General features: G+C 73.8%; 26 protein-coding genes. 12 read left to right on the top strand and 14 right to left on the bottom strand.

Annotated features, from left to right (window positions below):
* Window position 1: 1 nt before the first annotated feature.
* Window positions 2-1,078, bottom strand: coding sequence for a polyprenyl synthetase family protein (locus tag ACUXPL_RS07295; protein ID WP_454182914.1), 1,077 nt, complete (start codon window positions 1,076-1,078; stop codon window positions 2-4).
* A 161-nt stretch (window positions 1,079-1,239) separates the two neighbouring features.
* Window positions 1,240-1,788 carry a hypothetical protein gene (locus ACUXPL_RS07290; RefSeq protein WP_454182912.1) on the bottom strand — a complete coding sequence of 183 codons (549 nt, stop codon included), beginning with the start codon at window positions 1,786-1,788 and terminating at the stop codon, window positions 1,240-1,242.
* 146 nt (window positions 1,789-1,934) lie between these two features.
* Between ACUXPL_RS07290 and idi the strand changes: the two genes are divergently transcribed.
* Window positions 1,935-2,564: an isopentenyl-diphosphate Delta-isomerase gene (idi, locus tag ACUXPL_RS07285; RefSeq protein WP_454182910.1), complete on the top strand. Its 630-nt coding sequence runs from the start codon at window positions 1,935-1,937 to the stop codon at window positions 2,562-2,564.
* A 30-nt stretch (window positions 2,565-2,594) separates the two neighbouring features.
* Here the strand turns inward: idi and trxA are convergent, their stop codons facing one another.
* Window positions 2,595-3,035 (bottom strand): thioredoxin, encoded by a 441-nt coding sequence (gene trxA, locus ACUXPL_RS07280; protein ID WP_051995255.1) that lies wholly within the window; start codon window positions 3,033-3,035, stop codon window positions 2,595-2,597.
* Window positions 3,036-3,248: 213 nt separating this feature from the next.
* Here trxA and aroQ point away from each other — a divergent pair, with 213 nt between their 5' ends.
* Both aroQ and ACUXPL_RS07270 read left to right on the top strand, forming a co-directional pair.
* Complete coding sequence (aroQ, locus tag ACUXPL_RS07275) at window positions 3,249-3,701, top strand: type II 3-dehydroquinate dehydratase (RefSeq protein ID WP_406891868.1); 453 nt, start codon at window positions 3,249-3,251, stop codon at window positions 3,699-3,701.
* A 96-nt stretch (window positions 3,702-3,797) separates the two neighbouring features.
* The gene (locus tag ACUXPL_RS07270) at window positions 3,798-4,280 is read left to right on the top strand and encodes a pyridoxamine 5'-phosphate oxidase family protein (protein ID WP_454182907.1); all 483 of its coding nucleotides are present in this window, start codon (window positions 3,798-3,800) and stop codon (window positions 4,278-4,280) included.
* A 77-nt stretch (window positions 4,281-4,357) separates the two neighbouring features.
* Here the strand turns inward: ACUXPL_RS07270 and rlmN are convergent, their stop codons facing one another.
* Both rlmN and ACUXPL_RS07260 read right to left on the bottom strand, forming a co-directional pair.
* Window positions 4,358-5,755 carry a 23S rRNA (adenine(2503)-C(2))-methyltransferase RlmN gene (rlmN, locus tag ACUXPL_RS07265; RefSeq protein WP_248101893.1) on the bottom strand — a complete coding sequence of 466 codons (1,398 nt, stop codon included), beginning with the start codon at window positions 5,753-5,755 and terminating at the stop codon, window positions 4,358-4,360.
* On the bottom strand, window positions 5,748-6,620 hold the full coding sequence (locus ACUXPL_RS07260) for an oxygenase MpaB family protein (RefSeq protein ID WP_454182905.1): 873 nt from the start codon (window positions 6,618-6,620) through the stop codon (window positions 5,748-5,750). Before ACUXPL_RS07260 ends, rlmN begins: the two co-directional genes overlap by 8 nt.
* Before the next feature lie 345 nt (window positions 6,621-6,965).
* On the opposite strand from ACUXPL_RS07260, the gene ACUXPL_RS07255 reads away from it, so the two are divergent.
* A complete protein-coding gene (locus ACUXPL_RS07255; protein WP_406891876.1) occupies window positions 6,966-7,238 on the top strand; it encodes a three-helix bundle dimerization domain-containing protein in 273 nt (90 codons plus the stop codon).
* Between the two features lie 279 nt (window positions 7,239-7,517).
* On the opposite strand, the gene ACUXPL_RS07250 is transcribed toward ACUXPL_RS07255, so the two are convergent.
* Window positions 7,518-8,762, bottom strand: coding sequence for an isochorismate synthase (locus tag ACUXPL_RS07250; RefSeq protein WP_369998241.1), 1,245 nt, complete (start codon window positions 8,760-8,762; stop codon window positions 7,518-7,520).
* Between the two features lie 199 nt (window positions 8,763-8,961).
* On the opposite strand from ACUXPL_RS07250, the gene ACUXPL_RS07245 reads away from it, so the two are divergent.
* The 4 genes from ACUXPL_RS07245 to ACUXPL_RS07230 are packed head-to-tail and all read left to right on the top strand — an operon-like array spanning window position 8,962 to window position 12,928.
* Window positions 8,962-9,732: an arsenate-mycothiol transferase ArsC gene (locus tag ACUXPL_RS07245; RefSeq protein ID WP_454182903.1), complete on the top strand. Its 771-nt coding sequence runs from the start codon at window positions 8,962-8,964 to the stop codon at window positions 9,730-9,732.
* 39 nt (window positions 9,733-9,771) lie between these two features.
* The gene (locus tag ACUXPL_RS07240; RefSeq protein ID WP_002856860.1) at window positions 9,772-10,152 is read left to right on the top strand and encodes a metal-sensitive transcriptional regulator; all 381 of its coding nucleotides are present in this window, start codon (window positions 9,772-9,774) and stop codon (window positions 10,150-10,152) included.
* A 38-nt stretch (window positions 10,153-10,190) separates the two neighbouring features.
* The gene (locus ACUXPL_RS07235; RefSeq protein ID WP_041103399.1) at window positions 10,191-10,409 is read left to right on the top strand and encodes a heavy-metal-associated domain-containing protein; all 219 of its coding nucleotides are present in this window, start codon (window positions 10,191-10,193) and stop codon (window positions 10,407-10,409) included.
* 5 nt (window positions 10,410-10,414) lie between these two features.
* Window positions 10,415-12,928 carry a heavy metal translocating P-type ATPase gene (locus ACUXPL_RS07230; RefSeq protein WP_454182901.1) on the top strand — a complete coding sequence of 838 codons (2,514 nt, stop codon included), beginning with the start codon at window positions 10,415-10,417 and terminating at the stop codon, window positions 12,926-12,928.
* Between the two features lie 51 nt (window positions 12,929-12,979).
* Here ACUXPL_RS07230 and ACUXPL_RS07225 read toward each other — a convergent pair whose 3' ends face one another.
* Window positions 12,980-13,393: a DUF4259 domain-containing protein gene (locus ACUXPL_RS07225; protein WP_454182899.1), complete on the bottom strand. Its 414-nt coding sequence runs from the start codon at window positions 13,391-13,393 to the stop codon at window positions 12,980-12,982.
* A 111-nt stretch (window positions 13,394-13,504) separates the two neighbouring features.
* On the opposite strand from ACUXPL_RS07225, the gene ACUXPL_RS07220 reads away from it, so the two are divergent.
* Window positions 13,505-14,059 (top strand): SRPBCC family protein, encoded by a 555-nt coding sequence (locus ACUXPL_RS07220; protein WP_454182897.1) that lies wholly within the window; start codon window positions 13,505-13,507, stop codon window positions 14,057-14,059.
* Window positions 14,060-14,236: 177 nt separating this feature from the next.
* Here the strand turns inward: ACUXPL_RS07220 and ACUXPL_RS07215 are convergent, their stop codons facing one another.
* Together ACUXPL_RS07215 and ACUXPL_RS07210 are read right to left on the bottom strand one after the other, a co-directional pair.
* Window positions 14,237-14,554, bottom strand: coding sequence for a putative quinol monooxygenase (locus tag ACUXPL_RS07215; protein ID WP_454182895.1), 318 nt, complete (start codon window positions 14,552-14,554; stop codon window positions 14,237-14,239).
* A complete protein-coding gene (locus ACUXPL_RS07210; RefSeq protein ID WP_192593770.1) occupies window positions 14,551-14,991 on the bottom strand; it encodes a hotdog fold thioesterase in 441 nt (146 codons plus the stop codon). Before ACUXPL_RS07210 ends, ACUXPL_RS07215 begins: the two co-directional genes overlap by 4 nt.
* Window positions 14,992-15,039: 48 nt before the next feature.
* Here ACUXPL_RS07210 and ACUXPL_RS07205 point away from each other — a divergent pair, with 48 nt between their 5' ends.
* Entirely contained in the window at window positions 15,040-15,942 is a 903-nt protein-coding gene (locus ACUXPL_RS07205) for an alpha/beta hydrolase family protein (protein WP_454182893.1), read from the top strand.
* A 154-nt stretch (window positions 15,943-16,096) separates the two neighbouring features.
* On the opposite strand, the gene adhP is transcribed toward ACUXPL_RS07205, so the two are convergent.
* The 4 genes from adhP to ACUXPL_RS07185 form a co-directional block, all read right to left on the bottom strand.
* Window positions 16,097-17,128, bottom strand: coding sequence for an alcohol dehydrogenase AdhP (gene adhP / locus ACUXPL_RS07200; protein WP_255167038.1), 1,032 nt, complete (start codon window positions 17,126-17,128; stop codon window positions 16,097-16,099).
* 53 nt (window positions 17,129-17,181) lie between these two features.
* The gene (gene exaC / locus ACUXPL_RS07195; RefSeq protein ID WP_454182891.1) at window positions 17,182-18,705 is read right to left on the bottom strand and encodes an acetaldehyde dehydrogenase ExaC; all 1,524 of its coding nucleotides are present in this window, start codon (window positions 18,703-18,705) and stop codon (window positions 17,182-17,184) included.
* Between the two features lie 122 nt (window positions 18,706-18,827).
* Window positions 18,828-20,297 (bottom strand): GAF domain-containing protein, encoded by a 1,470-nt coding sequence (locus ACUXPL_RS07190; RefSeq protein WP_454182889.1) that lies wholly within the window; start codon window positions 20,295-20,297, stop codon window positions 18,828-18,830.
* Window positions 20,294-20,725 (bottom strand): DUF779 domain-containing protein, encoded by a 432-nt coding sequence (locus ACUXPL_RS07185; RefSeq protein WP_454182887.1) that lies wholly within the window; start codon window positions 20,723-20,725, stop codon window positions 20,294-20,296. The genes ACUXPL_RS07190 and ACUXPL_RS07185 overlap by 4 nt, the downstream gene beginning before the upstream one ends.
* Before the next feature lie 288 nt (window positions 20,726-21,013).
* Here ACUXPL_RS07185 and ACUXPL_RS07180 point away from each other — a divergent pair, with 288 nt between their 5' ends.
* Window positions 21,014-21,574: a GNAT family N-acetyltransferase gene (locus ACUXPL_RS07180; protein WP_180536322.1), complete on the top strand. Its 561-nt coding sequence runs from the start codon at window positions 21,014-21,016 to the stop codon at window positions 21,572-21,574.
* Between the two features lie 37 nt (window positions 21,575-21,611).
* Here ACUXPL_RS07180 and ACUXPL_RS07175 read toward each other — a convergent pair whose 3' ends face one another.
* Window positions 21,612-23,267, bottom strand: coding sequence for a thiamine pyrophosphate-dependent enzyme (locus ACUXPL_RS07175; protein ID WP_180536323.1), 1,656 nt, complete (start codon window positions 23,265-23,267; stop codon window positions 21,612-21,614).
* Window positions 23,268-23,434: 167 nt separating this feature from the next.
* On the opposite strand from ACUXPL_RS07175, the gene ACUXPL_RS07170 reads away from it, so the two are divergent.
* Window positions 23,435-24,199 carry a CGNR zinc finger domain-containing protein gene (locus tag ACUXPL_RS07170; protein ID WP_180536325.1) on the top strand — a complete coding sequence of 255 codons (765 nt, stop codon included), beginning with the start codon at window positions 23,435-23,437 and terminating at the stop codon, window positions 24,197-24,199.
* The last annotated feature ends 48 nt before the right edge of the window (window positions 24,200-24,247 follow it).

Genomic DNA, 24,247 nt, shown 5'->3' with positions numbered 1-24,247 from the left:
CTCAGGACCTCCGGGACAGCACGGCGTGACAGGCGTCGGCGAACTCCGCCCGGACCGTCTCGTCCAGGGGCAGGGCCGCGATGCGCTCCCGGGCGCGGACGGTGAGCTCGGCGGCGACGTCGAGGGCGTGCTCCCGGGCGCCGGCCGCCTCGAGGGCGCGGCGGGCGGCCTCGATGTCCGCGGGGGTGGCCGGGCCCGCGTCGAGCAGGGCGCGGACGGCGGGGATGCGGCGGCCGTGGGCGGTGAGCACGGTGGCCTTGCCCTCGCGCAGGTCGCCGTCGGCGGACTTGCCGGTCTCCCCGGGATCGCCGAACACGCCGAGGACGTCGTCGATCACCTGGTAGGCCGCGCCGAGGTCGGCGCCGGCCTCACCCATCGCCCGGGCGAGGTCGGGATCCGCCCCGGCCAGGAGGGCGCCGGCACGCAGGGGCGCGCCGACCGTGTAGTGCGCCGTCTTGAGCCGTTGCATGGCGAGGATGCGGTCGGGATCGGGCTCCTCACCGGTGTGGCGGGACAATCCCAGGAGCACGTCCTCGAGCTCGCCGGCCGCGGTCACGGCGGCGGCGTCGAAGACGACGGCGGCGGCCTCGGCGGCACGGGCGGTGTCGGCGGCACAGGTGGCGGCGAGCCGGAACGCCTGGGTGAGCAGGACGTCCCCCGCGATGAGGGCGACGGCGACCCCGGCGTGGGCGGCATCCGCAGCGGGCACCCCGCGGGCCTCGAGGCGGTGCCGGGCGGAGGCGTGCACGGCGGGCTGGCCGCGCCGCAGCGTGTCCCGATCGATGACGTCGTCGTGGACGAGCAGCGCGGTGTGCAGCAGTTCGAAGGCGGCCCCGAGGCGGTCGACGGCAGCGCGACCGGACGGAGGGACCGGGCCGGCGGTCGCCAGGCGCCAGCCGAGCTCGACGAGACGGGGGCGGATGAGCTTGCCAGCGCCCACATGGACGTGAAGCGAGTCGAGCAGCTCGGCGAAGGCGGCGGATCCGGGCGCCTGGGCCGCGGCATGTCGGAGCGCGGCGTCCAGCTCGGCGGTCACCCCGGAGAGCGCGGCCTCGCCGCCCGTCCTCGCTTCACCCATGGCGCCTCCTCGGCGGCGGACACGACGCGGCGCCGACCGCCACATCTGTTCGGCCGTCTAACTTCTGGACGCAGAAGACACTACGGGCCGCGCCGGTCCCGCGTCCATGCGCGGCGGTCCCGGGCGGCGCGATCTCACGACGCACGGGGCCGCCGTCGGGATCAGGCGTCGGCGGACGCCGTCTCCAGGGTGATCTCCGGGTCCACGATCTGACCCTCCCACTCACCGGAGACCCCGTACACGACGCAGTGCTTCTCGTCGGTGCCGTAGTTGCCCAGCTCGGAGGAGGTCAGGACGGCCCCGTTCAGCTGGTCCTCCTTCTCCTCGCTCAGGCGCTGCGCCTGGGCGGTGCAGGTCTGGGCGGCGGCCGGGTCGGCCTCCTCACCCTCGGCCACGGCCGGCACGGCCCACAGGTACTCCGCGGTGTGGGCGCCCTCGCAGTCGGTGGTCTCGAAGGAGGACAGGTCACGGGCGCCGAGCGGGGCGGTGAAGCACGTGCCGGCCTCGTAGTCGGCCGGGGCCGCGGACAGCGACGACGCCGAGGCGGACGACGACGCCGCACCCTGCGCGGACTCGGAGGCGGGCGCCGACGTCGAGGCGGACGCGTCGGCGTCGGACGAGTCCTGACCGCCGCACGCGGTGAGGGCCAGCAGCGCGGCAGCGGACAGGCCGGCAAGACGGGCGGAACGGGACAGGGCGGCGAAGGCCATGGGGGTGCTCTCCTCGAGTGACGTGGGACGCGCCGGGGTGTGGCGCCGACCTCAGCACTCTAGCCACGCCCGGCCGTCGGGATCGGGCCGAGGTGACGTGGCCCACATCTGATGGGCGGCCCGGCTCGCCTGCCACACTGAGGGGCATGCAGACACCGGCCACGCCCTCCCCACACGACCGCCCCTCCCCCGTCGCCCGACCGTGGATGGCGGCCTCGGACGTCCCGGCCGCAGGCCCCGACGACGTCGAGCGCGTGGTCCTGCTGTCCCCGGCGGGCGAGGCCGTGGGCACGGAGGCCAAGGCCACGGTCCACCGCCGCACCGAAGACGGCGGCACGCCCCTGCACCTGGCCTTCTCCTGTCACGTGTACGACGAGGCCGGCCGGTTCCTGCTCACCCGCCGGGCGCTGGGCAAGGCGGCGTTCCCCGGGGTGTGGACCAACGGGTTCTGCGGGCACCCCGGCCCCGGCGAGTCCCCCGCGGACGCCGTGCTGCGCCGCGCCCCACAGGAGCTGGGCGTGGAGGTGTCCGACGTCGTCGAGGTGCTCCCCGACTTCCGCTACCGGGCCGCGGACGCCTCCGGCATGGAGGAGCACGAGATCTGCCCGGTGTTCCGGGCCCGGATGCACGGCGACCCCGCCCCGGAGCGGGACGAGGTCGCGGAGTGGTGCTGGGTGGAGCCGGCCGACCTGGCCGCCGCCCTGGCCGCCGTCCCCCGGGCGTTCAGCCCGTGGCTCGTGGAGCAGTGGCGGCAGGGGGCGTTCGACGCGCGGTGAGCGGCGGGAGCGGCGACGCCGCGCGGGCCGTCAGCGGCCGTTGACGTCGTCGAGGTGGGCGGCGGTGGACTGCACGGCCTCGTCCTGCCCCGGCTCGGCGTCGCCCTGCTGGCCCTGCTGCTCCTCGGCCAGGCGACGGACCTCTGCGATGTCGAGGCCCTTGACCTGGTCGAGCAGCTGCTCGAGCGCGGTGCCTGGCAGGGCGCCGGCCTGGGAGAACACGAGCACGCCGCCGCGGAAGGCCATGAGCGTGGGGATGGAGGTGATGCCGGCCATCGCCGCCAGCTGCTGCTGGTCCTCCGTGTCGACCTTGGCGAAGACGACGTCGTCGTGCTTCTCCGAGGCGGCCTCGAACACGGGGGCGAACTGGCGGCACGGGCCGCACCAGCCGGCCCAGAAGTCCACGAGCACGGTGTCGTTCTCGGCGACGGTGGAGCCGAACTCCTCGAGGGTCAGGTCCTTGGTGGCCACGGTGGGTCCTTTCGTCAGCGGGGCCGACGCGTTCACGCCGGCGGTCGTCCTGCCGACCACAACGGACGCCCCGCCGCACCTATTCCGCCCCACCCCCGCTTTCGTTCGGGAAACGGCGGCGTATCCCGGCACTTTCGTTCGGGAAACGGGCGCCTTCCACGCACTGTCGTGGCCGAGACGGGAGCCGTCGTCGCCGCTTCCTAGACTGACCGCATGACCGCCACTCCCGCCCTGCCCCTGCTCGTGCTCAACGGCCCCAACCTGAACCTGCTCGGCACCCGCGAGCCCGAGGTCTACGGCACGGCCACCCTCGACGACGTGCGTGCGCTCACCGAGGCCCGCGCGGCCGAGCACGGGCTGACCGTGGACTTCCGACAGTCCAACCACGAGGGCGAGCTCATCGACTGGATCCAGGAGGCCCGCACCTCCCACGCGGGCGTCCTCATCAACCCCGCCGCGTACTCGCACACCTCCATCGCGATCCGCGACGCCCTCGCCGCCGTCGACCGGCCGATCGCCGAGGTGCACATCTCCAACATCCACCGGCGCGAGGCGTTCCGGCACCACTCGCACGTCTCCGCCGTCGCCGACGTCGTGATCGCCGGGGCGGGCGTCCAGGGCTACGCCCTCGCCGTCGACTGGCTCGCTGCGGCTGTGCGCCGCTGAGCGCTGGTCAGGACCCGCCTGGCCGTGCCTAGGGTCGGTGCTACGAGCCGGTGACTGCATCAGGGCGCCGGCACCCGACGACGAAGGAGTCACGCCATGGGCACCCAGGATCCCCGCGCCCGTCTGCTCGAGAAGCTCGCGAAGGTGAACGTCTGCATGCTGACCACCGCCGAGGCGGACGGCACGCTCGTCACCCGCCCGATGGGCCTGCAGCAGGCGGAGGACGGCGGCACGCTCTGGTTCATGACGCGCTCCACCTCCGACGTCGCCGCGGACGCCCCGCAGCGCCCGGTCAACGTCGCCGTCCAGGACAAGGACTTCTGGGCCTCCCTCGCGGGCCACGGTCAGCTCGTCCGCGACGACGCCCGCAAGAAGGAGTTCTGGAACTCTGCCACCGAGGCGTTCTTCGGTGAGGGCTCGAGCCCCGAGGATCCGCAGATCGTGCTCGTGCGCGTGGACGTGAACACCGCCCAGTTCTGGGAGTCCCCGGGCGCGGTGGCCACCGCCGTCGAGATGGTGAAGGCCAAGGTCACCGGCGGGACCGCCGAGCCGGGCGATAGCGAGACCGTCCGCTTCTGACGGCGCTTCCCGACGCCGGCCCCGCGGATCATCCGCGGGCGGGCCGGTGAGGGGACGGGACGAGGGGCTTCGGGAGGTCAGTCGACGTCCTCGGCCGCCAGCTGGCCGCACGCGCCGTCGATCTCCTTGCCACGGGTGTCGCGCAGGGTGGTGGGGATGCCGGCGGCGTTGAGCCGGTCCACGAACTCGCGCGTCACGTCCTTCTCCGAGGCGGTCCAGATGGAGCCCGGCGTCGGGTTCAGCGGGATCGGGTTCACGTGGACCCAGCCCTTGCCCCGGGCGTTGAGCTTCTTGGCCAGCAGGTCGGCGCGCCACGCGTGGTCGTTCATGTCCTTGATGAGCGCGTACTCGATGGACACCCGGCGGCCGGTGGCCACGAAGTAGTCGTACGCGGCGTCGATCGCCTCGTCCGCCTTCCAGCGCGAGTTCACGGGGATCAGCTCGTCGCGCAGCTCGTCGTCCGGCGCGTGCAGGGACAGCGCGAACGTCAGCGGCACGCCCTCCTCGGCCAGCTTCCGGATGGCCGGCACCAGACCCACGGTGGACAGGGTGATGTTCCGCGCGGACATGCCCAGGCCCTCGGGCGAGGGGTCCACCATGCGGTGCACGGCGGCCATCACGCGCTTGTAGTTGGCCAGGGGCTCACCCATGCCCATGAACACGACGTTGGTGACGCGGTCGGCGTCGTGCCCGCCGTCCTTGCGCTTGCCGCCCAGTCCGCCCTGGGCGATCACCTGGTTGGCCAGCACGATCTGCTCCACGATCTCCGCCGTGGACATGTTGCGGGTCAGCCCGGCCTGGCCCGTGGCGCAGAACGGGCAGTTCATGCCGCAGCCGGCCTGGCTGGACACGCACAGGGTCACGCGACCGGGGTACCGCATCAGCACGGACTCCACGAGCGCGCCGTCGAACAGCCGCCACAGGAACTTGACGGTGTCCCCGCGGTCGGTCTCCATGCGCCGGACCTCGGTGAGCAGCGGCGGGAAGAACGCCTCCGCGATCGCCTCCCGCTTGTCCTTGGGCAGGTCCGTCATCTGCTCCGGATCGGTGGTGTAGTGCTCGAAGTAGTGCACCGAGAGCTGCTTGGCGCGGAACGCCGGCAGCCCGATCTCCTTGGCCTTCTCCTGCCTTTCCTTCAGCGTGAGGTCGGCCAGGTGCGTGGGCGGCTGGGAGACGCGCGGCTGCTTGAACTGCAGCTGCGGTCGGCCGTCCGGGCCCATCGGCTGGGTCCAGCCCTCGGTCTTCGGCATCACCTGGGGGCGCTCGGCGGTGGCGGCCTCGCGGCGCTTGGGCGCGGAGAGCTGGTGGCCGACGCCGGCGCGGCGCATGCGCTCCCGGTCCTCGGCGAGCTGGCGCGCCTCGGACTCGTCGATCAGGCCGCGCTCGGGGCGGCCGAGGGCCGGCTTTCCGGCGCGGTCCCTCTGGCGGTGCGGGGTGGACTTCGATCCGGGGCGGCGGGGCTGGTAGTCAGACATCGCCACCATTCTCCCAGACGGGGCGGACATCGCGGCGGGTCGCCTCCACGTCGACGGCGCCGCGCGGATTCCGCGTCCGGGGCAGCCCCCGCAGGACCCAGCGGACGACGACGCCGCGCACCGTCGCCGGCAGCGGCCGGTACAGGGTGCGCGCCAGCCCCCAGAGGCGTGCCTCCCGGACGGAGTCCCGCCCGGTCCAGGACCAACCGAGGCCGGCGCGCACGCGCCCCGGGAGGAGGCCGGCGGTGACGAACCGGGCCAGGGGCAGGGCCGCCCGCAGCGGCGCGGGGACGCCATGGCCGGAGAACAGGTCGGCGGCGACCCGCCGCGCGTCATCCGTGACCTCGAGCCGGGCCACCCGGTCGTCCCAGTAGTCCGCGAATGCCGCGCGGTCGACCGGCCAGGCGGAGGCGGGGACCTCGAGGCTCGTGGCGAGCGAGGCGTACCCGCGGTAGAGGCGGTCGGCGTCCTCGGCGTCGAGGGCGCCCCACATCCGGCGGCGCACCTGCTCCCCCATCGCGTAGAGGGTGGCGGCCACCCAGAGCTGGGCGTCCGGGTCGGCGGCGTCGTAGGGGCGGCCTCCGGCGTCGACCCCGCGTACCGGGCGATGCGCCGCCCGCACCCGGTCGACGACCGCGTCGCGCGCCGGCGCGGCCTCGGGGAGGGTGACCGCGTAGATGTAGGCGAGCGTGTGGCGGAGCCGGCGCATCGGGTCCTCGGTGAACCGGGAGTGGACGGCGACGCCGGCCCCCACCGGCCGGTGCGCCACCTGGAGCAGGATCGCCGCACCGGCGCCCGCAAGGATCACGGCCTCGCGGGCCAGGGCGGCCGCGGAGGTCGGGGCGGAGTGGCGGTCGGGACGCATGGTCCCAGCCTCGCACCGGGCCGGGCGGAGGGGCAGGGGGCGAAGATGAGCAGTGCTGTTCACCTTCTGTTCACCTTGTTGTCCGCCTGCCGCTCGTGGCACTTCGGCGCGAAAGTCGCGTGATTCCGCCGATTAAGCGCTGCGCAGACCTGTGGGACAGGGTGCCCCAGGTCACGTTGGTGAACACAGAGTTGCACTCCGGGAGGAAATCTGTAAACTTGTTCACAAGCAGTTCACCTAGCGTTTACGGAACGCGAGGTCGGGACTCCACCGAACTCACCACCCGCGGCCCCGCCGCGACGATCCGCCGGACTCAAGGTCCGGCAACCGAAGGAGGTGCTCACCGTGAGCATCAACACGACCAACCACCACCTGCCCACCGCCCCGAGCCCCCTCATGCAGCGCCACGTGCTCCAGCGCGTCGAGGAGACCCTCCTCCGCCGCTTCGAGGGCACCGTCACCGCCGAGACCGTCCGCTCGGTCGTCCGCGAGGTCGTCGCCGACCTTAAGCGCGGCGCCCGCATCACCACCTTCCTGCCGGCCCTCGCCGAGCGCGAGGCCACCCGCCGCCTCCAGGCCGCGACGCCGGCCCATGAGGCCATGGCCGTCGCCGCCTGATCCCTCACACCGACGCGAAGACCCGTCGGCCCGCCCCCGCGAGGGGACGTGGCCGGCGGGTCTTCTCGCGTCCCAGACGCTTTCGTTCGAGAAACGGCGGGCCCCAGGACGCTTTCGTTCGAGAAACGGCGTCACCGCTCCTTGCTGACGAAGTCGTCCGGCACGTTTGCTCCGGGGCGCCGTTCCATCGCCGCCCACGCGAATCCGGCGTGCGGCGCCGTTTCCCACACGAAAGCACCGCGACACGCCGCCGTTTCCCGAACGAAAGCGCAGGGGGCCTCAGTCCTCGGCGACGCCCAGCGCTCGGCGCATCGGCAGGAACTTGGCCCGGATCTCCGTGACCTCCTCCTCGGGCACCGCTCCCGGGACCATCCCGCCTCCGGCCTGCAGCCGCACCCCGCCGGGCACCTGCTGGCCGCAGCGCAGCGCCAGGGCGATCTCGCCGTCGCCGTCCTGGTCGAGCCACCCGACGGGGCCCGCATAGCGTCCGCGGTCCACGGGCTCGACCTCCGCGATCACCCGCACCGCGTCCGGCGTGGGGGTCCCGCCGACGGCCGCCGTCGGATGCAGCGCGGCCACCACGTCCAGCACGGTCCCCCGCCCGTCCCGCAGCCGGCCGCGCACGGACGTGGCCAGGTGGTGCACGTTCGGCAGGGTCAGGACGGTGGGCGCGGGGTCGTCGTCGGCGAGGTCGACGACGGGCGCCAGCGCGTCCAGCACCGACCGCGCCGCCCAGCGGTGCTCCTCCGCCAGCCGCGGATCAGAGGCCAGACGCTCCCGCAGCGCGGCGTCCTCCTCCTCGTCCGCGCCGCGCGGCATGGACCCCGCCAGCACCCGCGAGCCCACGAGCCCCGCGTGCCGCGTGGCGAGGACCTCGGGCGTGGCGCCCAGCAGCCCGCCGACGGCGAACACCCAGGTCTGCGGGTACTCGCGGCGCAGCGCCCCGATCGCCCGCCACAGGTCGGCGTCGTCCGCGGGGACGGTCATCGTGCGGCTGATCACGACCTTCGCCAGCTCCCCGCCTGAGTCGGCCATCCGCGTCAGCAGCTCGCGCACCCCGGCCGCGTAGCCGGCGTCGTCCCAGGCACGGTCGGCGACGTCGGCGGGCAGGGGCACCGCTCCGTCGGCCAGCAGCCGGGCTCCGCGGTCCGCGGCGACGGCGGCTGCGAGCGCGTCCGCGTCCACGTGCTGGGCCACGTCCCGCACGCCGGACGGCGTGGCGCGGCGCAGATCCGCGGGGATGCGCAGGACCGCGGGCTCGGGCGAGTCATCGGCGAAGGTCGAGGAGATCCAGCCCCGCAGCGGGGCCGTCGGGTCCGGTCGCCCGGCGACGGCGGCCTGCCACAGCGCGGAGAGCCGGCGGAGCCGGTCGGTGCCGTCCAGGAGCACGGTCCAGCCGCCCTCGCCCCGCCACGCGTCGTCCCCGTGGGCCCACAGCACCGCCCGGGCGAACGGGGGGACGGCGGCCTCGGGGGCCCCGGTCGCGGGGGCGCCGAGGTCCGGGAGCAGGGAGCGGACAGACATGGCCCCCATTCTCTCCCACCTCGGCGGACCCCCGCTCCGGGCCCGGGCCTCGGCCGCCGCCCCGACGACGACGGCGAGCGGCGTCGTCGTGCGCCGAGGGATCCCGCCAGGGCTTGCGCCGGGGAACCCGACGGCGCAAGGGTGGGGGCACCCGTTCACCTCGCGTCCAGCCGACCGCCTTCCCCGGAGGACTTGCACCATGGCCCCCATCCCCCCGGACCCCCACGCCGATCACGCCCCGGCGGTGGACGACATGCCTCTGGACACGACGGCCGCGCCGGACACCCTCGCCCCGGTGGACCCGGTGCCGCAGGGGATGGCCGCGCACGTGCTGGAACGCGAGGTCGGGTCGCTGATGGCGCGCTTCCCCGGCGTGGCCGACGAGGCGACGGTGCGTCAGCTCCTGTTCGACTCCTACGCCGAGCTCGCCGAGACGAGCCGCCACCCGGAGATGCTGCCGACCACCTCGGTGCAGCATGCCGCCTCGCGCCTGCGCGCCAGGGCGATCAACCAGGGCAGCATCGAGTCCCGCCACCCGCGTGTGCTGTTCGTCTGTCACGGCAACGCCGGCCGCTCGCAGATGGCCGCGGCCCTGCTCGAGAACCGCACCCACGGCGAGGTCAGGGCCCGCTCGGCCGGCACGGAGCCCGCCGGCGAGGTCATCTCCACCGCGTTCGAGGCGATGAACGAGATCGGCATCCCGCTGCACCACACGTACACCAAGGGCCTGGACCCGGACGTGCTCCGGGCCGCCGAGATCGTGGTGCTCTTCGACGGCGCGGACCCGTTCGAGATCCCCGAGGGCGCGCAGGTGCAGAAGTGGTCCGTGCCGTCGATCCGCGGCATGAGCCTCGAGCAGGTGCGGGGCGTGCGCGACGCCCTGGACCTGCAGGTCCGCGGCCTGATCGCCGATCTGGGCGAAGCCGTCGCCGGGGCCCCGCTGCCGGACGAGGACACCCGCGCCGGCTGACCCCTTGACCTATACCCCCCTGGGGTATAGAACGGGGGTATGAGCACGGACAGCACGACGACGGCGCCCGCCGCCGCCTCGCCCCTTCCGTCCGCCGCGGCGGACGCCTGCGACGGCCACCGGCCCCCGCACGAAGTCCACCGGGACAAGGCGAAGCACCTGGCTCGACTGCGCCGCATCGAGGGGCAGGTGCGCGGCCTCCACCGCATGGTGGACGAGGACGTGTACTGCATCGACGTCCTCACGCAGGTCGCCGCCGTCACGAAGGCGCTGCAGTCCCTCAGCCTGAACCTCACCTCGGAGCACCTGCGTCACTGCGTGGCGGAGGCCGCGGTGCAGGCCGAGGCGGAAGGCCGCACCGAGCTCATCGACGAGAAGGTCGCCGAGGCGACGGCCGCCCTCGGCCGCCTGCTGCGCTGACCGGCGCCGTCGCCCACCCACCCCGACAGGAGTTCGAGATGACCACCACCGACCTGAAGATCACCGGCATGACCTGCGGCCACTGCGTCGCGTCCGTCCGGGAGGAGCTCGGCGAGATCGCCGGCGTCTCCGCCGTGGACGTGGACCTGAACGCCGGGGGCGTGTCCACCGCCACCGTCACCTCCGAGGGCCCCCTCGACCCCGCCGCCGCGCGCGCCGCCGTCGAGGAGGCCGGCTACACGCTGGTGGAGGGCTGAGCCCCATGACCCACCCCGCCTCCTCCACCCCGGGCGGACCGCCGGCCGAGACCACCCGCCGCGTCGACCTGGACGTCACCGGCATGACCTGCGCCTCGTGCGTGGGCCGCGTCGAGCGCAAACTGGGCAAGCTCGAGGGCGTCACGGCGTCCGTGAACCTGCCGCTCGAGCAGGCCACCGTCACGGCGCCCGCCGGCGTGTCGGACGAGGAGCTGGTGGCCGCCGTCGAGAAGGCCGGGTACGGCGCCACGGTGCGCCGTCCCGCCCCGCCGGCCGGCCAGGCCGGGCACGCGGGACATGCCGGGCACGCGCACACCTCCGAGCACGGTGAGGGCCACGGCGAGGAGCACGCCGCGGACCATGACGGCGTGGACCACCACGACCACATGGCCCACGGTCCGAGTGAGGACGTGCTCAAGCCACGCCTGATCGGCGCGGCGGTGCTGACGGTGCCGCTCGTGCTGATCTCCATGGTCCCGGCGCTGCAGTTCCCGCACTGGGGCTGGGTCGCGTTCGCCCTGGCGGCGCCCGTGGCGCTGTGGGCGGGGTGGCCGTTCCACTCGGCGGCGTTCCGCGCGGCCCGGCACGGCTCGTCCACGATGGACACCCTCGTGTCCCTGGGCGTGCTCGTCTCCTTCTTCTTCTCGGCCGTGGAGCTGATCCTGGCGCCGGACATGACCGCCCACGTGGGCGGGACCATGGCGGAGATGGCCCACCACAGCCTGTACTTCGAGGCGGCCGCGGTCATCACCACGTTCCTGCTGCTGGGCCGCTGGCTCGAGGCGCGCGCCAAGCGTGAGGCCGGCGCCGCGCTGCGCGCGCTCCTGGACCTGGGCGCGGCCCGGGCCACCCTCTACGACCCCGAGACCCACGACGAGCGCACGGTGCCCGCCGAGTCCCTCGCGCCGGGCGACGTCGTGCTGATCCGCCCCGGCGAGAAGGTGCCCACGGACGCCGAGGTGCTCGAGGGCACCTCCGCCGTGGACGCCTCCCTGCTCACGGGCGAGTCCGTGCCCGTGGAGGTCGGCCCCGGGGACGCCCTCACCGGCGCCACCCTGAACACCTCGGGCCGGCTCGTGGCCCGCGCGACGCGCGTCGGCTCGGACACCACGCTGGCCCAGATGGGGCGGCTCGTCTCCGAGGCGCAGACCGGCAAGGCGCGCGTGGCCCGGCTGGCCGACCGCATCTCCGCCGTGTTCGTGCCGATCGTGCTCGGGATCGCCGTGCTGACCTTCGCGGTGTGGATGCTCGTGACCGGCGACCTGCCGTCCGCGCTGCGCGCCGGCGTGGCCGTGCTCGTGATCGCGTGCCCGTGCGCCCTCGGCCTGGCGACCCCGGTCGGCCTGCTGGCCGGCACCGGCCGCGCCTCGCAGCTGGGCATCCTCATCCGCGGCCCCGAGGTGCTCGAGGACTCGCGCACCGTGGACACGATCGTGCTGGACAAGACCGGCACCGTGACCGAGGGTCGCATGGCGCTCGCGGACGTGCTCGTCCTCGACCCCGCTTTCGTTGACGAAACGGACGCCTCCCGGAGCGCTTTCGTGGCCGAAACGGACGCCTCCCGGAGCGCTTTCGTTGACGAAACGGCGCCGGACCCGGCCGCCGACGTCCTGCTGGCCCTGGCGGCCGCCGTCGAGCGCGGGTCCGAGCACCCGATCGCCCGCGCGATCGTGACCGGCGCCGAGGAGCGCGGCCTGACCGTGCCCGACGTGGCGGACTTCGCCTCCACAGCCGGCGGCGGCGTGTCCGGCCTGGTGGCCCTCCCCCACGACGACGGCGCCCTCGGCTCCGGCGCCCACGGCGCCGCCGGCCCGGCCCCGGTCCGTGTGGCCGTCGGCCGCGGCTCCGTCCTCGAGACCGCCCTCGACGGCGGCATCCCCGCCGAGCACCGGGCTGCGTTCAAGGCCGCGGAGCAGGCCGGCGCCACGGCCGTATGGGTCGCGGTCGGCGGCCGCCTGGCGGGCGTCGTGTCCGTCCGAGACACCGTGAAGGACACCTCCGCCGACGCGATCGCCCGCCTGCAGCACATGGGCCTGCGCCCGCTGCTGGTGACCGGCGACAACGCCGCCGTCGCCGCCGACGTGGCGAACGCCGTCGGGATCCCGGCCGCGGACGTGGTGGCGGGAGTGCGCCCCGAGGACAAGGTGGACGTGGTGACGCGGCTGCAGTCCGAGGGCGCCGTGGTGGCCATGGTGGGCGACGGCGTCAACGACGCCCCGGCGCTCGCCGCGGCGGACATGGGCATCGCCATGGGCTCGGGGACGGACGTCGCTCGCGAGGCCGCGCAGATCACCGTCATGGGCGATGACCTGCACCAGGTGGTCCAGGCGCTCGACCTGAGCCGCCGCACCCTGGGGATCATCCGGATGAACCTGTTCTGGGCGTTCCTCTACAACGTGCTCGGCATCCCGGTCGCGGCCCTGGGCCTGCTCAACCCGATGATCGCCGGCGGCGCGATGGCGGCCTCGAGCGTGCTCGTGGTGCTGAACTCGCTGCGGCTCACCCGCTACGCGCGCTGAGCCGGGCCGGGGCCGAGCGCGGGCCGGGTCCACCCCGGCCCGGCCGGCCGGTCAGGGCAGGGATTCGCGGGAGTACTCGAGCCACTGCTCGAGCTCGCCGGACTCCTCCCAGAGCTGGTAGAGCTCGGAGCAGGAGGGCTCGCGGATGACCACGCCGATCAGCTCGCGCAGGGTCTCGATGTCCTCGTCCGAGAACTGGTCGATGAAGGCGGTGAGGTCCACCTCGTCCGTCTCCGCGTGCTCGAGCAGGGCCTCGAGGTCCGCGTGGTCCTCGTTCCGAGCGATCCGCACGAGCGCCCCGAGGGTGAGGAGTGCGGCACCCTGGCTCGCGGTCAGGTAGCCCTCGTCCTCGTCGCGACGGAAGTTCCTGCGGAACTCGTCCAGGTCGAAGGTGCCGTCGAGGACCTCGTCCATGATGTCCAACGCCGTGTCGTTCTGGAAGACGTTTCTGCCCCATGCGCCCATGACCTGACCCTAGGCCCGGGGCGGGCCCCCGACAAGAGTCCTGTGGTGTCCCGCCGAGGGGCGCCGACGCTCCCGCTTCCGGTGTCCGCGGCGGTTCCTAGACTGGGCGGCATGAGCACCGAGCCGACCCCCTCGTCCGCCACCCCCGAGACCGAGTCCGCCGCGCCGTCGTCGTCCGGGCTTCCGCAGGCCGCCCCGCAGGCGGCGTGGCCCGAGCGCGTGGACACCGGCGAGCACCAGGTGTCCTACCGGGTCACCGTGGCCGCGCCGGCGCACGAGCTGTGGGCGATGCTCGCGGACCCGCACCGCCATCACGAGGCGGACGGGTCCGGGACCGTGCGGCCGAAGGTGAGTGGGCCGCACCGGCTGGCCGTGGGCGACCGGTTCCGCGTGGCCATGCGGAAGTACGGGGTGCCGTACACGATGCCGCTGACCGCCACCGCCGTGGACGAGGACGAGCTCGTGGAGTGGGCCCACCCGGGCGGACACCGGTGGCGCTGGGCGTTCCAGGACAAGGGGGACGGCACCACCGAGGTCACCGAGACCTTCGACTACTCGTGGGCCCGGCCGGCCGTGCGCCGCGCGTACGAACTGCTGCGGGTACCGGCGGACAACGGGCGGGGCATCCAGTCGAGCCTCACGCGGTTGGCCGGCCGTCACCTCTGAACCGACCGCGCCTCAGCACTTTCGTTCGGGAAACGGCGGCGTGTCGGGCACTTTCGTTCGGGAAACGGCGGCGTGTCGGACACTTTCGTTCGGGAAACGGTCAGCCCTCGCGCCGCTTCCCGAACGAAAACGCGCTGGAGACCGCCGTTTCTCGAACGAAAGCGGGGGGTGCGGGGGTCAGACGGCGGACCAGTGGGTCGCGGCCGGCGGCTGCGCCAGATGCGGGGTGACGAGCGCCCGCCATGCGGGGAACGCATCGGACTCGCGGAAGCCCACGGTGTGGTCCTCGAGCGTGCGCCAGCCGATCAGCAGCCGGTAGCGCGCCGGGTCCTCCACCTGCCGGGACAGCGCGAAGGACGTCGCGCCCCTATCCCGGAACAGCGGCTCGGCCTCGGCGACGGCGGCCTCGAACGCCGCCTCCGCCCCCGCGGCCACGTGCAGCTCCACCGACTCGACGACCGGCCCGGCCGTCGTCGCGTCCTGCCCGGCGCTCACGCGCGCACCCGCGGGCTCGTGGAGTGTCCGGTGAACCAGGCGACGAGCTGGCCGTCCGCCTCGATGCCGACCTCGATCATGCGGTCACGGCCGAACTCCACCGACTGGCGGGCGGTCGCCACGAGGTGCGCGCCGAGCCTGGCGGGCGCCACGTAGGTGATCTCGGCGCGCCGGGTGACAGGGGCGGCGCCGAAGGTCGCCACGCAGTACGCCAGCGCCGAGTCCGCGAGGTGGAACAGGAAGCCGCCGTGGCAGATCTCGTGGGAGTTCACCATGTCCGCGGTGACGTCGCGGTGCAGCACCACGCGCCCCTCGGCCACCTCGCCGAGGGTGACGCCGTGCTCGCGCACCGCGGGGTCGTTCGCGTAGATCTCCTCGAGGCGGGCGAGGATCTCGTCCCGGCTCTGGCCGGACGAGCTCTGGGGGGTCTCAGTCATGGGCCCATTGTGTCGCAGGTCGCGCCGCCCCGCGCCTAGGGTGGCGGCGTGACGCAGACCACCTCCACCCCCGTGCGCCTCCGCGCCCGCGACGGCTTCGTGCTCGCGGCCCGCCACTTCGCCCCCACGACGACGCCCCCGGCCCGGCCCGCCGGCGCGGTGGTGATCGCCCCGGCGACCGGGGTGAAGGCCACGTACTACCGGCGCTACGCGGAGTTCCTCGCCGGCCACGGGTTCCACGCGGTCACGTTCGACTACCGGGGTGTCGGGGAGTCCCGCGAGCCGTTCGCCGTGGCCCGGCGGGCGCGGTGGGCGGACTGGGGCGCCCTCGACGCGGACGCCGTGCTCGGCTGGGCCCGGACGCACCTGCCCGGCCCCCTCCTGACGGTGGGCCACAGCTACGGCGGGTTCGGCATCGGGCTCGCGGACGAGGCGCGTCACGTGGCCAGGCACGTGGCCGTGGGCGGTCAGCACGCCCACTGGCGGGACTACCGGGCGCGGCCGGGGAGGGCGCGGATGTGGGCGCGCTGGCACGTGGCGATGCCGGCGATCACGCTGGCCCGCGGGCACTTCCCGGGGCGGCGGCTCGGCTGGCTCGAGGACCTGCCGCGCGGGGCCGCCCTGGACTGGGCGCGCAGCCGCCGCGACTTCACCGCGAGCGCCCGCACCGGCGCCGGCCGGGACGAGCTGCGCCGTCGTCTGGCCGCGTTCACGGCGGACGCGCTGATCGTGGCGCCCGTGGACGACGACTTCGGCACCGACGCCGCCCTCGACCGCGCGGACGCCTACTCGCCGGGTCGGCGGACGGTGCGCTGGCGGGTGCGGCCGGAGGAGCTCGGTGTCGGGGAGATCGGGCACTTCGGACTGTTCCACGCGCGGTTCGCGCCGACCTTCTGGCCGGCCACGCTGGAGTGGCTGCGCGACGGCGTCGTCCCGGCCGCGGCCCGCTGAGGCTCGCGCACCGGAATCGCCGCGGCCCGCCCCGTCCCCACGACGACGACGGCGGCCGCCCCGACCCGGATCTCCGGGCGGGACGACCGCCGTCGCACTGGTGCGTGTGATGTGTCGATACTACCCCGCGCCCAGCCGACGCCCAGGCGACACGTCAGTCCTGCATCGCGTAGTCGATGACGACGCGGCCCTCGATCTTGCCGTGCCGCATCTCGTCGAACACGTCGTTGATCTCGGTGAGCGGACGGGTGTGGAACGTCGGATGGATCTTCCCGGCCGCGTAGAACTCGAGTGCCTCGACCATGTCCTGACGGGTGCCCACGATCGAGCCGCGGATGGTCAGGCCCTTGAGGACGATGTCGAAGATCGGCGCGGGGAAATCGCCCGGGGGCAGGCCGTTGAACACGATGGTGCCGCCGCGGCGGGTCATCGCGATGGCCTGGCCGAACGCCTGCGGGTGCACGGCCGTGACGAGCACGCCGTGGGCGCCGCCGATCTTCTCCTGGATCTCCACGGAGGGGTCCGCGACGTTCGCGTTCACGGTCAGCTCCGCGCCGTGCCGGGTGGCGAGCGCCAGCTTGTCGTCCGCGACGTCCACGGCCACCACACGCATGCCCATCGCCACGGCGTACTGCACCGCGATGTGCCCCAGGCCGCCGATGCCGGAGATCACGACCCACTGCCCGGGCCGCACCTCGGTCTGCTTCAGCCCCTTGTACACCGTGACGCCGGCGCACAGGATCGGGCCGACCTCCATCGGGTCCGCGCCCTCCGGGATCACCGGCGCGTAGCGGGCGTCCACGAGCATGTACTCGCCGAAGGATCCGTTCATGGAGTAGCCGCCGTTGATCTGCTCCTCGCAGAGGGTCTCCCACCCGGTGCGGCAGTACTGGCAGTGGCCGCACGCACCCCACAGCCACGCGTTGCCGACCATGTCCCCGACCTTGAGGTTCTCGACGTCGGGTCCGACCTCCTCCACGATGCCCACGCCCTCGTGGCCCGGGATGAACGGCGGGGTCGGCTTCACCGGCCAGTCGCCCTCCATCGCGTGCAGGTCCGTGTGACAGACGCCCGAGGAGATGAGCTTCACGAGCGCTTGGTGCTGGCCGGGCGTCGGGCGCTCGACCTCCTGGACGTCGGCCTCTGTGCCGAACTGGGTGACGACGGCTGCCTTCATCGTGGTCATGGGGGATCACCTTTCGTGGGATGGGGAGGGGGTCGTGCGGTGCCGGCGTCGGCTCAGAAGAACCCGAGCTTGTCCTCGGAGTAGGAGACGAGCAGGTTCTTGGTCTGCTGGTAGTGGTCGAGCATCATCAGGTGGTTCTCGCGGCCGATGCCGGAGGACTTGTACCCGCCGAACGCGGCGTGGGCCGGGTAGGCGTGGTAGTTGTTCACCCACACGCGGCCGGCCTGGATCGCCCGGCCCGCGCGGTAGGCGGTGTTGCCGTTCCGGGACCACACGCCGGCGCCGAGCCCGTAGAGCGTGTCGTTGGCGATCCGCATGGCGTCGTCGAAGTCGGTGAACGTGGTCATGGAGACCACCGGACCGAAGATCTCCTCCTGGAAGATGCGCATCGAGTTGTCCCCGCGGAAGATCGTGGGCTGCACGTAGTAGCCGCCGGCCAGCTCGCCCTCCATCTCGGCGCGGGCGCCGCCGATCAGCACCTCGGCGCCCTCCTGACGGCCGATGTCCAGGTAGGAGGTGATCTTCTCGAGCTGGTCGTTGGAGGCCTGGGCGCCCATCATCACGTCCGTGTCGAGGGGGTTGCCGGTCACGATGCGCGAGGTCCGCTCCACGACGGCGTCGAGGAACTTCTCCGCGATCGACTCCTGCACGAGCGCACGCGACGGGCACGTGCAGACCTCGCCCTGGTTCAGCGCGAACAGGGTGAAGCCCTCCTGTGCCTTGTCCCAGTAGGCGTCGTCGGCCGCCATGACGTCCTCGAAGAAGACGTTGGGCGACTTGCCGCCCAGCTCCAGGGTCACCGGGATGATGTTCTCCGAGGCGTACTGCATGATCAGCCGGCCCGTTGTCGTCTCGCCCGTGAACGCGATCTTGCGGATGCGCGGCGACTGCGCGAGCGGCTTGCCGGCCTCGAGGCCGAAGCCGTTGACCACGTTGACGACGCCGGGCGGCAGCAGGTCCGCGATCAGCTCGATGAACACCATGATCGAGGCCGGGGTCTGCTCGGCGGGCTTGATCACGACGGCGTTGCCCGCGGCCAGCGCGGGCGCCAGCTTCCACACCCCCATCAGCAGCGGGAAGTTCCACGGGATGATCTGACCGACCACGCCGAGCGGCTCGTGGAAGTGATAGGCGACGGTGTCCTCGTCCACCTGGGACAGGCCGCCCTCCTGCGCGCGGATCGCGCCGGCGAAGTACCGGAAGTGGTCGATGGCCAGCGGGACGTCCGCGTTGAGGGTCTCCCGGACGGCCTTGCCGTTGTCCCAGGTCTCCGCGACCGCCAGCATCTCGAGGTTCTCCTCCATGCGGTCCGCGATGCGGTGCAGCACGAGCGCCCGCTCGGCCGCCGAGGTGGCGCCCCAGGCCGGGGCGGCCTTCCAGGCGGCGTCGAGGGCGACGTCGATGTCCTCGGCCGTGCCGCGGGCGACCTCGCAGAACACCTTGCCCGTCACGGGCGTGACGTTCTCGAAGTACTGGCCCTTGACCGGGGGTGTCCACTCTCCGCCGATGAAGTGCTCGTAGCGGGACTTGAACTCGACCTTGGCTCCCTCGGTGCCCGGGAATGCGTAGACGGTCATGGTGCTGGCTCCTTTGCCTGCGGTTGCCTCAGCGCCGGGTGGCGCCCTGCCGTGTCTGTGACGCTAGTCACAAGGAGGTTGCACGAAGGTTGCAGCCGGGCGCGGGTGCGGGGCGGGCCGGGTCAGGCCAGGTCCCGCTCGATCCGCTCGAGGGTGGCCACGGCGAGCGCGCGCCGCGGCGAGTCCGTCGGCAGCAGACGCAGGGTGGCGCCCCAGAGCTCGACGTCGTCGCGGGCCTCGGGGCGACCCAGGTAGGCCCAGAGCTGTTCGACATCCGCGTCCTGGGCGACGGCCTCGCGCAGCGCCTCCCCCAGCTCCGCGCGGATCGAGGCGACACCGGGGGACGCCGACCGCGGCAGCACCGGCCCGGCCGCCGCGTGCAGCGCACGGTCCAGATCCCCGGCGCGCAGCGCCTCCCGCGCGCACAGCAGGTCCGCGTGCACCTCCCCCACGAGCCGGTACGGCCGGGACAGCAGCTCCACCGGCGCCCCCACGTCCTGCAGCGCCCGGCGGAGTCGATGCACCTCGGCGCGCAGCGAGATGGCGCGGGCGGGGGCGTCGCCCGGCGCGGACCGGGGCCCGGCGGTCTCCTCGGGATACAGCGCGACCTCGAGCTCGGCGCCGGTCAGGCCCGGACCGTGCCACGCGAGGAGGGTGAGGATCTCGGCGTGCCGGCCGGTGAGCTCGACCCCGTCCAGCGTGGGCGGCAGGTGGCCGGTGACGCGCAGCAGGCCCGCGGCCTCGTCGTGGCGGTGCGGCGCGCCGGCGAGGCTCGGCCCCGACGAGGCGGACGGCGGAGCCGAGGGGCCCGGCGTCGGGACGGTGCCGCGGGAACGGCCCCGGGACGAGACGGGCAGGTCCCGCCAGGCGGCGTGCACGGCGTCCACGGTGGCCTGGAGCAGCGGCAGGGCGAGGTGGCTGACGGCGTCCTCGCCGCCGGTGAGGTCCAGGACCCCGACGAGCCGTCCGGTGGCCGGGTCCGTGAGCGGGACGGCCGAACAGCTCCACGGGTGCACGCGCGGGCTCAGGTGTTCACCGCGGCTGACCTGCGTGGGGGCGCCGGTCGCGAGGACGATGCCGGGGGCGGAGGTGCCCATCGACGCCTCGGACCAGTCGGCGCCCGCCACGAAGCCCATGGTCTCGGCGTGGCGCACCGCGGTCCGGTCGCCCTCGACCCACAGCAGGTGGCCGCGTGCGTTGCCGATCGCGGCGAGCATCCCGGCCTCGGCCGCAGGCTGGATGAGCATGCGGCGGACCACCGGCAGGGCCACCGCGAGGCGCTGCTCGCGGCGGGCGGCGGCGAGGTCGTCGTCGGAGAGGGTGGCCGGGTCGGTCTGGCCGGGCACCGCGGGGGTGAGCGCGGACGCCCCGGCGTCGAGGGCCGACCCCGCGGGGGCGAGGGCGCCGAGGGAGCGCAGCCAGGACTCGCGGACCTCCCGGCGCAGCCCCTGGAGGGCGGCGCGCAGGCCCTGGTCCGCGCCGGCCGGAGCGGTGGGCGACGACGGCGCGAGCGACAGGCGGACCGCGGCGAGGGACTCGTGGGCCCGGTCCACGGCGCGCCGGTAGGCGCCGGTGGCGAGGGTCGAGCTCATCCCGAGCCGGCCATCAATCGCGAACGGATCAGGAACCGCTTGCCCTCGGGCGCCTCGACGGAGAAGCCGGAGCCGCGCCCGTCCACCACGTCCAGGGTGAGGTGGGTGTGCTTCCAGTACTCGAACTGGGCGGCGGACATCCAGAACGGGATCTCCACGGCGGCCTGGTCCCCCGCGGCCGGCACCGCGAAGGTGCCCAGCAGGACGTCGGCGGCGCCGGTCGTGAAGTCGCCGGCGGGATAGCACATGGGCGCGGAGCCGTCGCAGCAGCCGCCGGACTGGTGGAACATGAGCGGTCCGTGGATCGGGAGGAGTCGGCGGATCAGTTCGAGCGCCGCGGGCGTCATGGCGACGCGGGACACGGTCTCGCCCGGCAGCTCGGGGCGAGCGTCGAGCGCATGCTCCGCCGACGAGGACGGCACGGTCATCGCGACCTCCTGGGGATGGGCGATCGTCGGTCCCCACACCCTAGCCCCGAACGTGATCCACGTCACCCCTGCTCGTGTCGTGGGGGGTGGCGGCCCGGCGGGTGCACCGGGGCTGTGCCGCGCGCTGTGCCGCGTACGTCGCCGCGAGCCAGACGTTTCGGCTGCAATCAGGGGCTGATCGCGACTGAAATGTCTGGCTCACGGCGCGGGGGTGGGGAGGGCACGAGGGCTGGGGCGGCGGGCGGCTCACACGGCCGCGCCCGGCGTCCACCCTCCTACACTCGGCACATGCTCCCGGACCCCAGCCCCACCGTCACCGTGGACGGCCTCCTGCTGCGCCCACTGCGCGCCGCGGACGAGATCGCGGCGCGCGAGGCGGACGCCGAGCTGCATCGGGAGGGGTTCGACTTCCTGATGGCCGGCACCCGCTCCTTCCCCGCGGTCCGCCGCGCGTTCGCCGCCGAGGCGCGCGGCGACGTCGAACCCGGCCGGGTGCCCGCGTCCTTCTACGTGGGCGTGGACGAGAACGGCGAGCTGATGGGCCGGGTGTCCGTGCGGTGGGAGCTGAACGAGGCGCTGCGGCACGTCAACGGGCACGTGGGCTACGCGGTGCGCCCCGCGTTCCGGCGGCGGGGGCACGCCGTGCGCCTGCTGCGCGGCGCGCTGGCGCTGCTGGCCGCGCACGGGGTGTCCACCGCCCTGCTCACGTGCGACGAGACGAACACCGCCTCCGTGGCCACGATCCGTGCGTGCGGGGGCGTGCTGCGGGACCGGGTCGAGGCGGACCTCGACGGTGCACCCTTCCCCCAACCGAAGCTGCGCTTCGACGTCCCCACGACGGCGGCCTGACCGGAGGGACGGCGGGGACCGCGCCGCGCCGCCGGCCTCAGTAGGCCTTGACGCGCTGCTCCACGATCAGGTGGATGAGCGCGAACCGGCCCTCCTCCTGGACGGCCTTGAGCGCCGCGTCCACGGCCGCCGGCACGTCCGCGTCCTGCTCCACGCGCACCCCGAAGCCGCCGAACGCCTGGGCCATGGCGGCGAAGTCGGGGTTCTTCAGCTGGGTGCCGGAGACGCGCTCGGGGTACTCGCGCTCCTGATGGGTGCGGATGGTGCCGTACTCCTGGTTGTCCATGACGATCACGAGGGGCGTGGCGCCGTACTGCGCGGCGGTCGCCAGCTCCTGGCCGTTCATGAGGAACTCGCCGTCGCCGGCGATGGTCACCACGGTGCGGTCCGGGAAGTTCAGGGACGCGGCCACGGCGCCCGGCACCGAGTAGCCCATGGAGCCGTTGCGGGCCGAGATCATGGCGCGGTAGCCCTCGGTCGGGAAGTACCGGTGCGCCCAGTTGGTGTGCTCGCCCGCGCCGAGGGAGACCATCGAGTCCTTCGGCAGCTTCGGCACCAGGTGGGCCATGAGGGTGGCCATCTTCGCCTGGCCCTCGGACGGCTCGGCCGGGGGCAGGGCCGCGAACTTCTCCTGCTCGCCGCGCATGCGCGAGGTCCACTCCTCCCACTCCGGCTTGACCTCGAGCTCCATGCGGACGAGGTCGCGGATGAACACGTCCGGCTTGGCCACGATCTGGTGGGACACGGGGCCGGAGCGGCCGCGCAGGGACGGGTCGATGGTGACCAGGAAGTTCTTCTTGTCCCAGTTCTGGCGGATGGTGAAGCCGTTGGTCACGACGTCGCCGGGCACGGTGCCGACGAACACGATGAGGTCGGTCTCCTCGAGCAGGTCGTAGGTCGGCTTCGGGCGGCCGTAGCCGATCGGGCCCACGTAGGACGGCGAGGAGAACGGCACGGTGCCCTCGCAGCGCCACTCGGCGGCGGCGGGGATCTTGTGCTCCTCGAGCCACGTCGTCAGGGTCTGCGCGCCCTCGTCCGTCCAGTCGTTGCCACCGGTGATGAACAGCGGCTTGCGGGACTCCTTGAGCGCGGCGTGCAGGGACTTCCAGTCCTCCACGGTCATGCCGCCCGGGGCCACGGGGATCTGCGGGTGCAGGTGCGCGTCGATCTCCTGGCGGATCACGTCCTCCGGCAGGCCGACGACGACGGGCCCGGGCCGGCCCGAGCTCGCGGCGAACATGGCCTCGGCCACGATCTCGGAGGCGCGCTCCGGGTGGTCCAGGACCATCACGCGCTTCGCGCCGGTGCCGAACCAGGCGTGCGGGTCGAACTCCTGGAAGGCCTCGCGGTCGCGGTGCTCGAACGGGATCAGGCCGACGAACAGCACGAGCGCCGTCGAGTCCTGCCACGCGGTGTGCAGGCCGACGTGGGCGTTCGCGGCGCCCGGGCCGCGCGTCACCATGGCGACGCCGGGGACCTCGTTCATCTTGCCGTCGGCCTCGGCCATGTACGTGGCGCCGCCCTCGTGGCGGCACACCACGTTCTCGATGCCCGAGTCGTGCAGGCCGTCCAGGACGTCCAGGTAGGACTCGCCCGGCACGGAGTAGACGCGCTTCACGCCGTGGGACTCGAGGGTCTTGACGATGACGTGCCCGGCGGAGAGGCGACCGGTCGCCTGGGAGGTCTGGGACATGGAGGTCTCCTGTGCTGGTTCGGGGGCCCCTCCGGCCCCGTGGGTGCACCCCGCCGCGCAGACGGGGTCCGTGGGGGTCAGGGTACTGGACGGGACGGCGCCGGAGGCGACCCGATACGCGGCGTGAAGCCGGTGACGGGAGGGCGAGCCCGCCGTACGCTTTCCCCATGCTCTCCGCGCCGACGCTCTCCCGCCTCGCCTCCCTGGCCGCGTTCCTGAACACCGCCCCCGGCCTGCGGGGCGGTCAGCCGGCCGACGAGCGGTTCACCGCCGCCACGCAGCTGCCCTCCCTCGTCCCTGAACTCCAGGAGGACGAGGTCCGCCTCCGCCTGGCCGCCGCCGCGGCCGTGCGTGGCCGCGAGCTCCGCGGCCGTCTGGCCGAGGTCTGGGCCCTCGCCGCCGTGGACGAGGCGGCCGCCGTGGAGCGCGTGAACGCCCTCCTCGCCGCGGCCGGGCCGCTGCGGCTGACGGCCGGGGGCGACGTCGTCGGGCTGGCCCCGGCGCAGGTCCCCGCCGACGCGGTGGAGCGGCTGGCCGCGATGGCCGCCCTCGCGCTGGCGGAGACCGCGATGGACGGCGAGCTGACCCGCCTGCGCGTGTGCGAGGGCGAGGACTGCGAGAACGCGCTCGTGGACGCCAGCCGGAACCGGTCCAAGCGCTTCTGCGACGAGGCCAACTGCGCCAACCGCACCCACGTGCGCTCCTACCGGGCACGCCTGGCCGAGGCGGCGGAGGCCACGCCCGCGACGGATTCGGCCGGGCCGGAGGAGTCGGAAGCGCCGGAGGCCGTCGTGGATGAGGCGGCCCCCGCCGACGAGCCCCGCCCGGAGACCAAGAAGGAGAAGAAGGAGCGCAAGAAGGCGGAGAAGAAGGCCCGCAAGAAGGCGGAGAAGAAGTCCGGCAAGAAGAAGTCCGGCAAGAAGAAGGACTGACCCGGCCCGGCCCGCCAGGTGAGCCGGCGCTGAACATCGGGGGACGGG

It is taken from the genome of Micrococcus sp. 140720015-1, assembly GCF_053627595.1.
The sequence above is the reverse complement of the archived record's forward strand: the minus strand, read 5'-3'. Positions and strand labels throughout refer to the sequence as shown.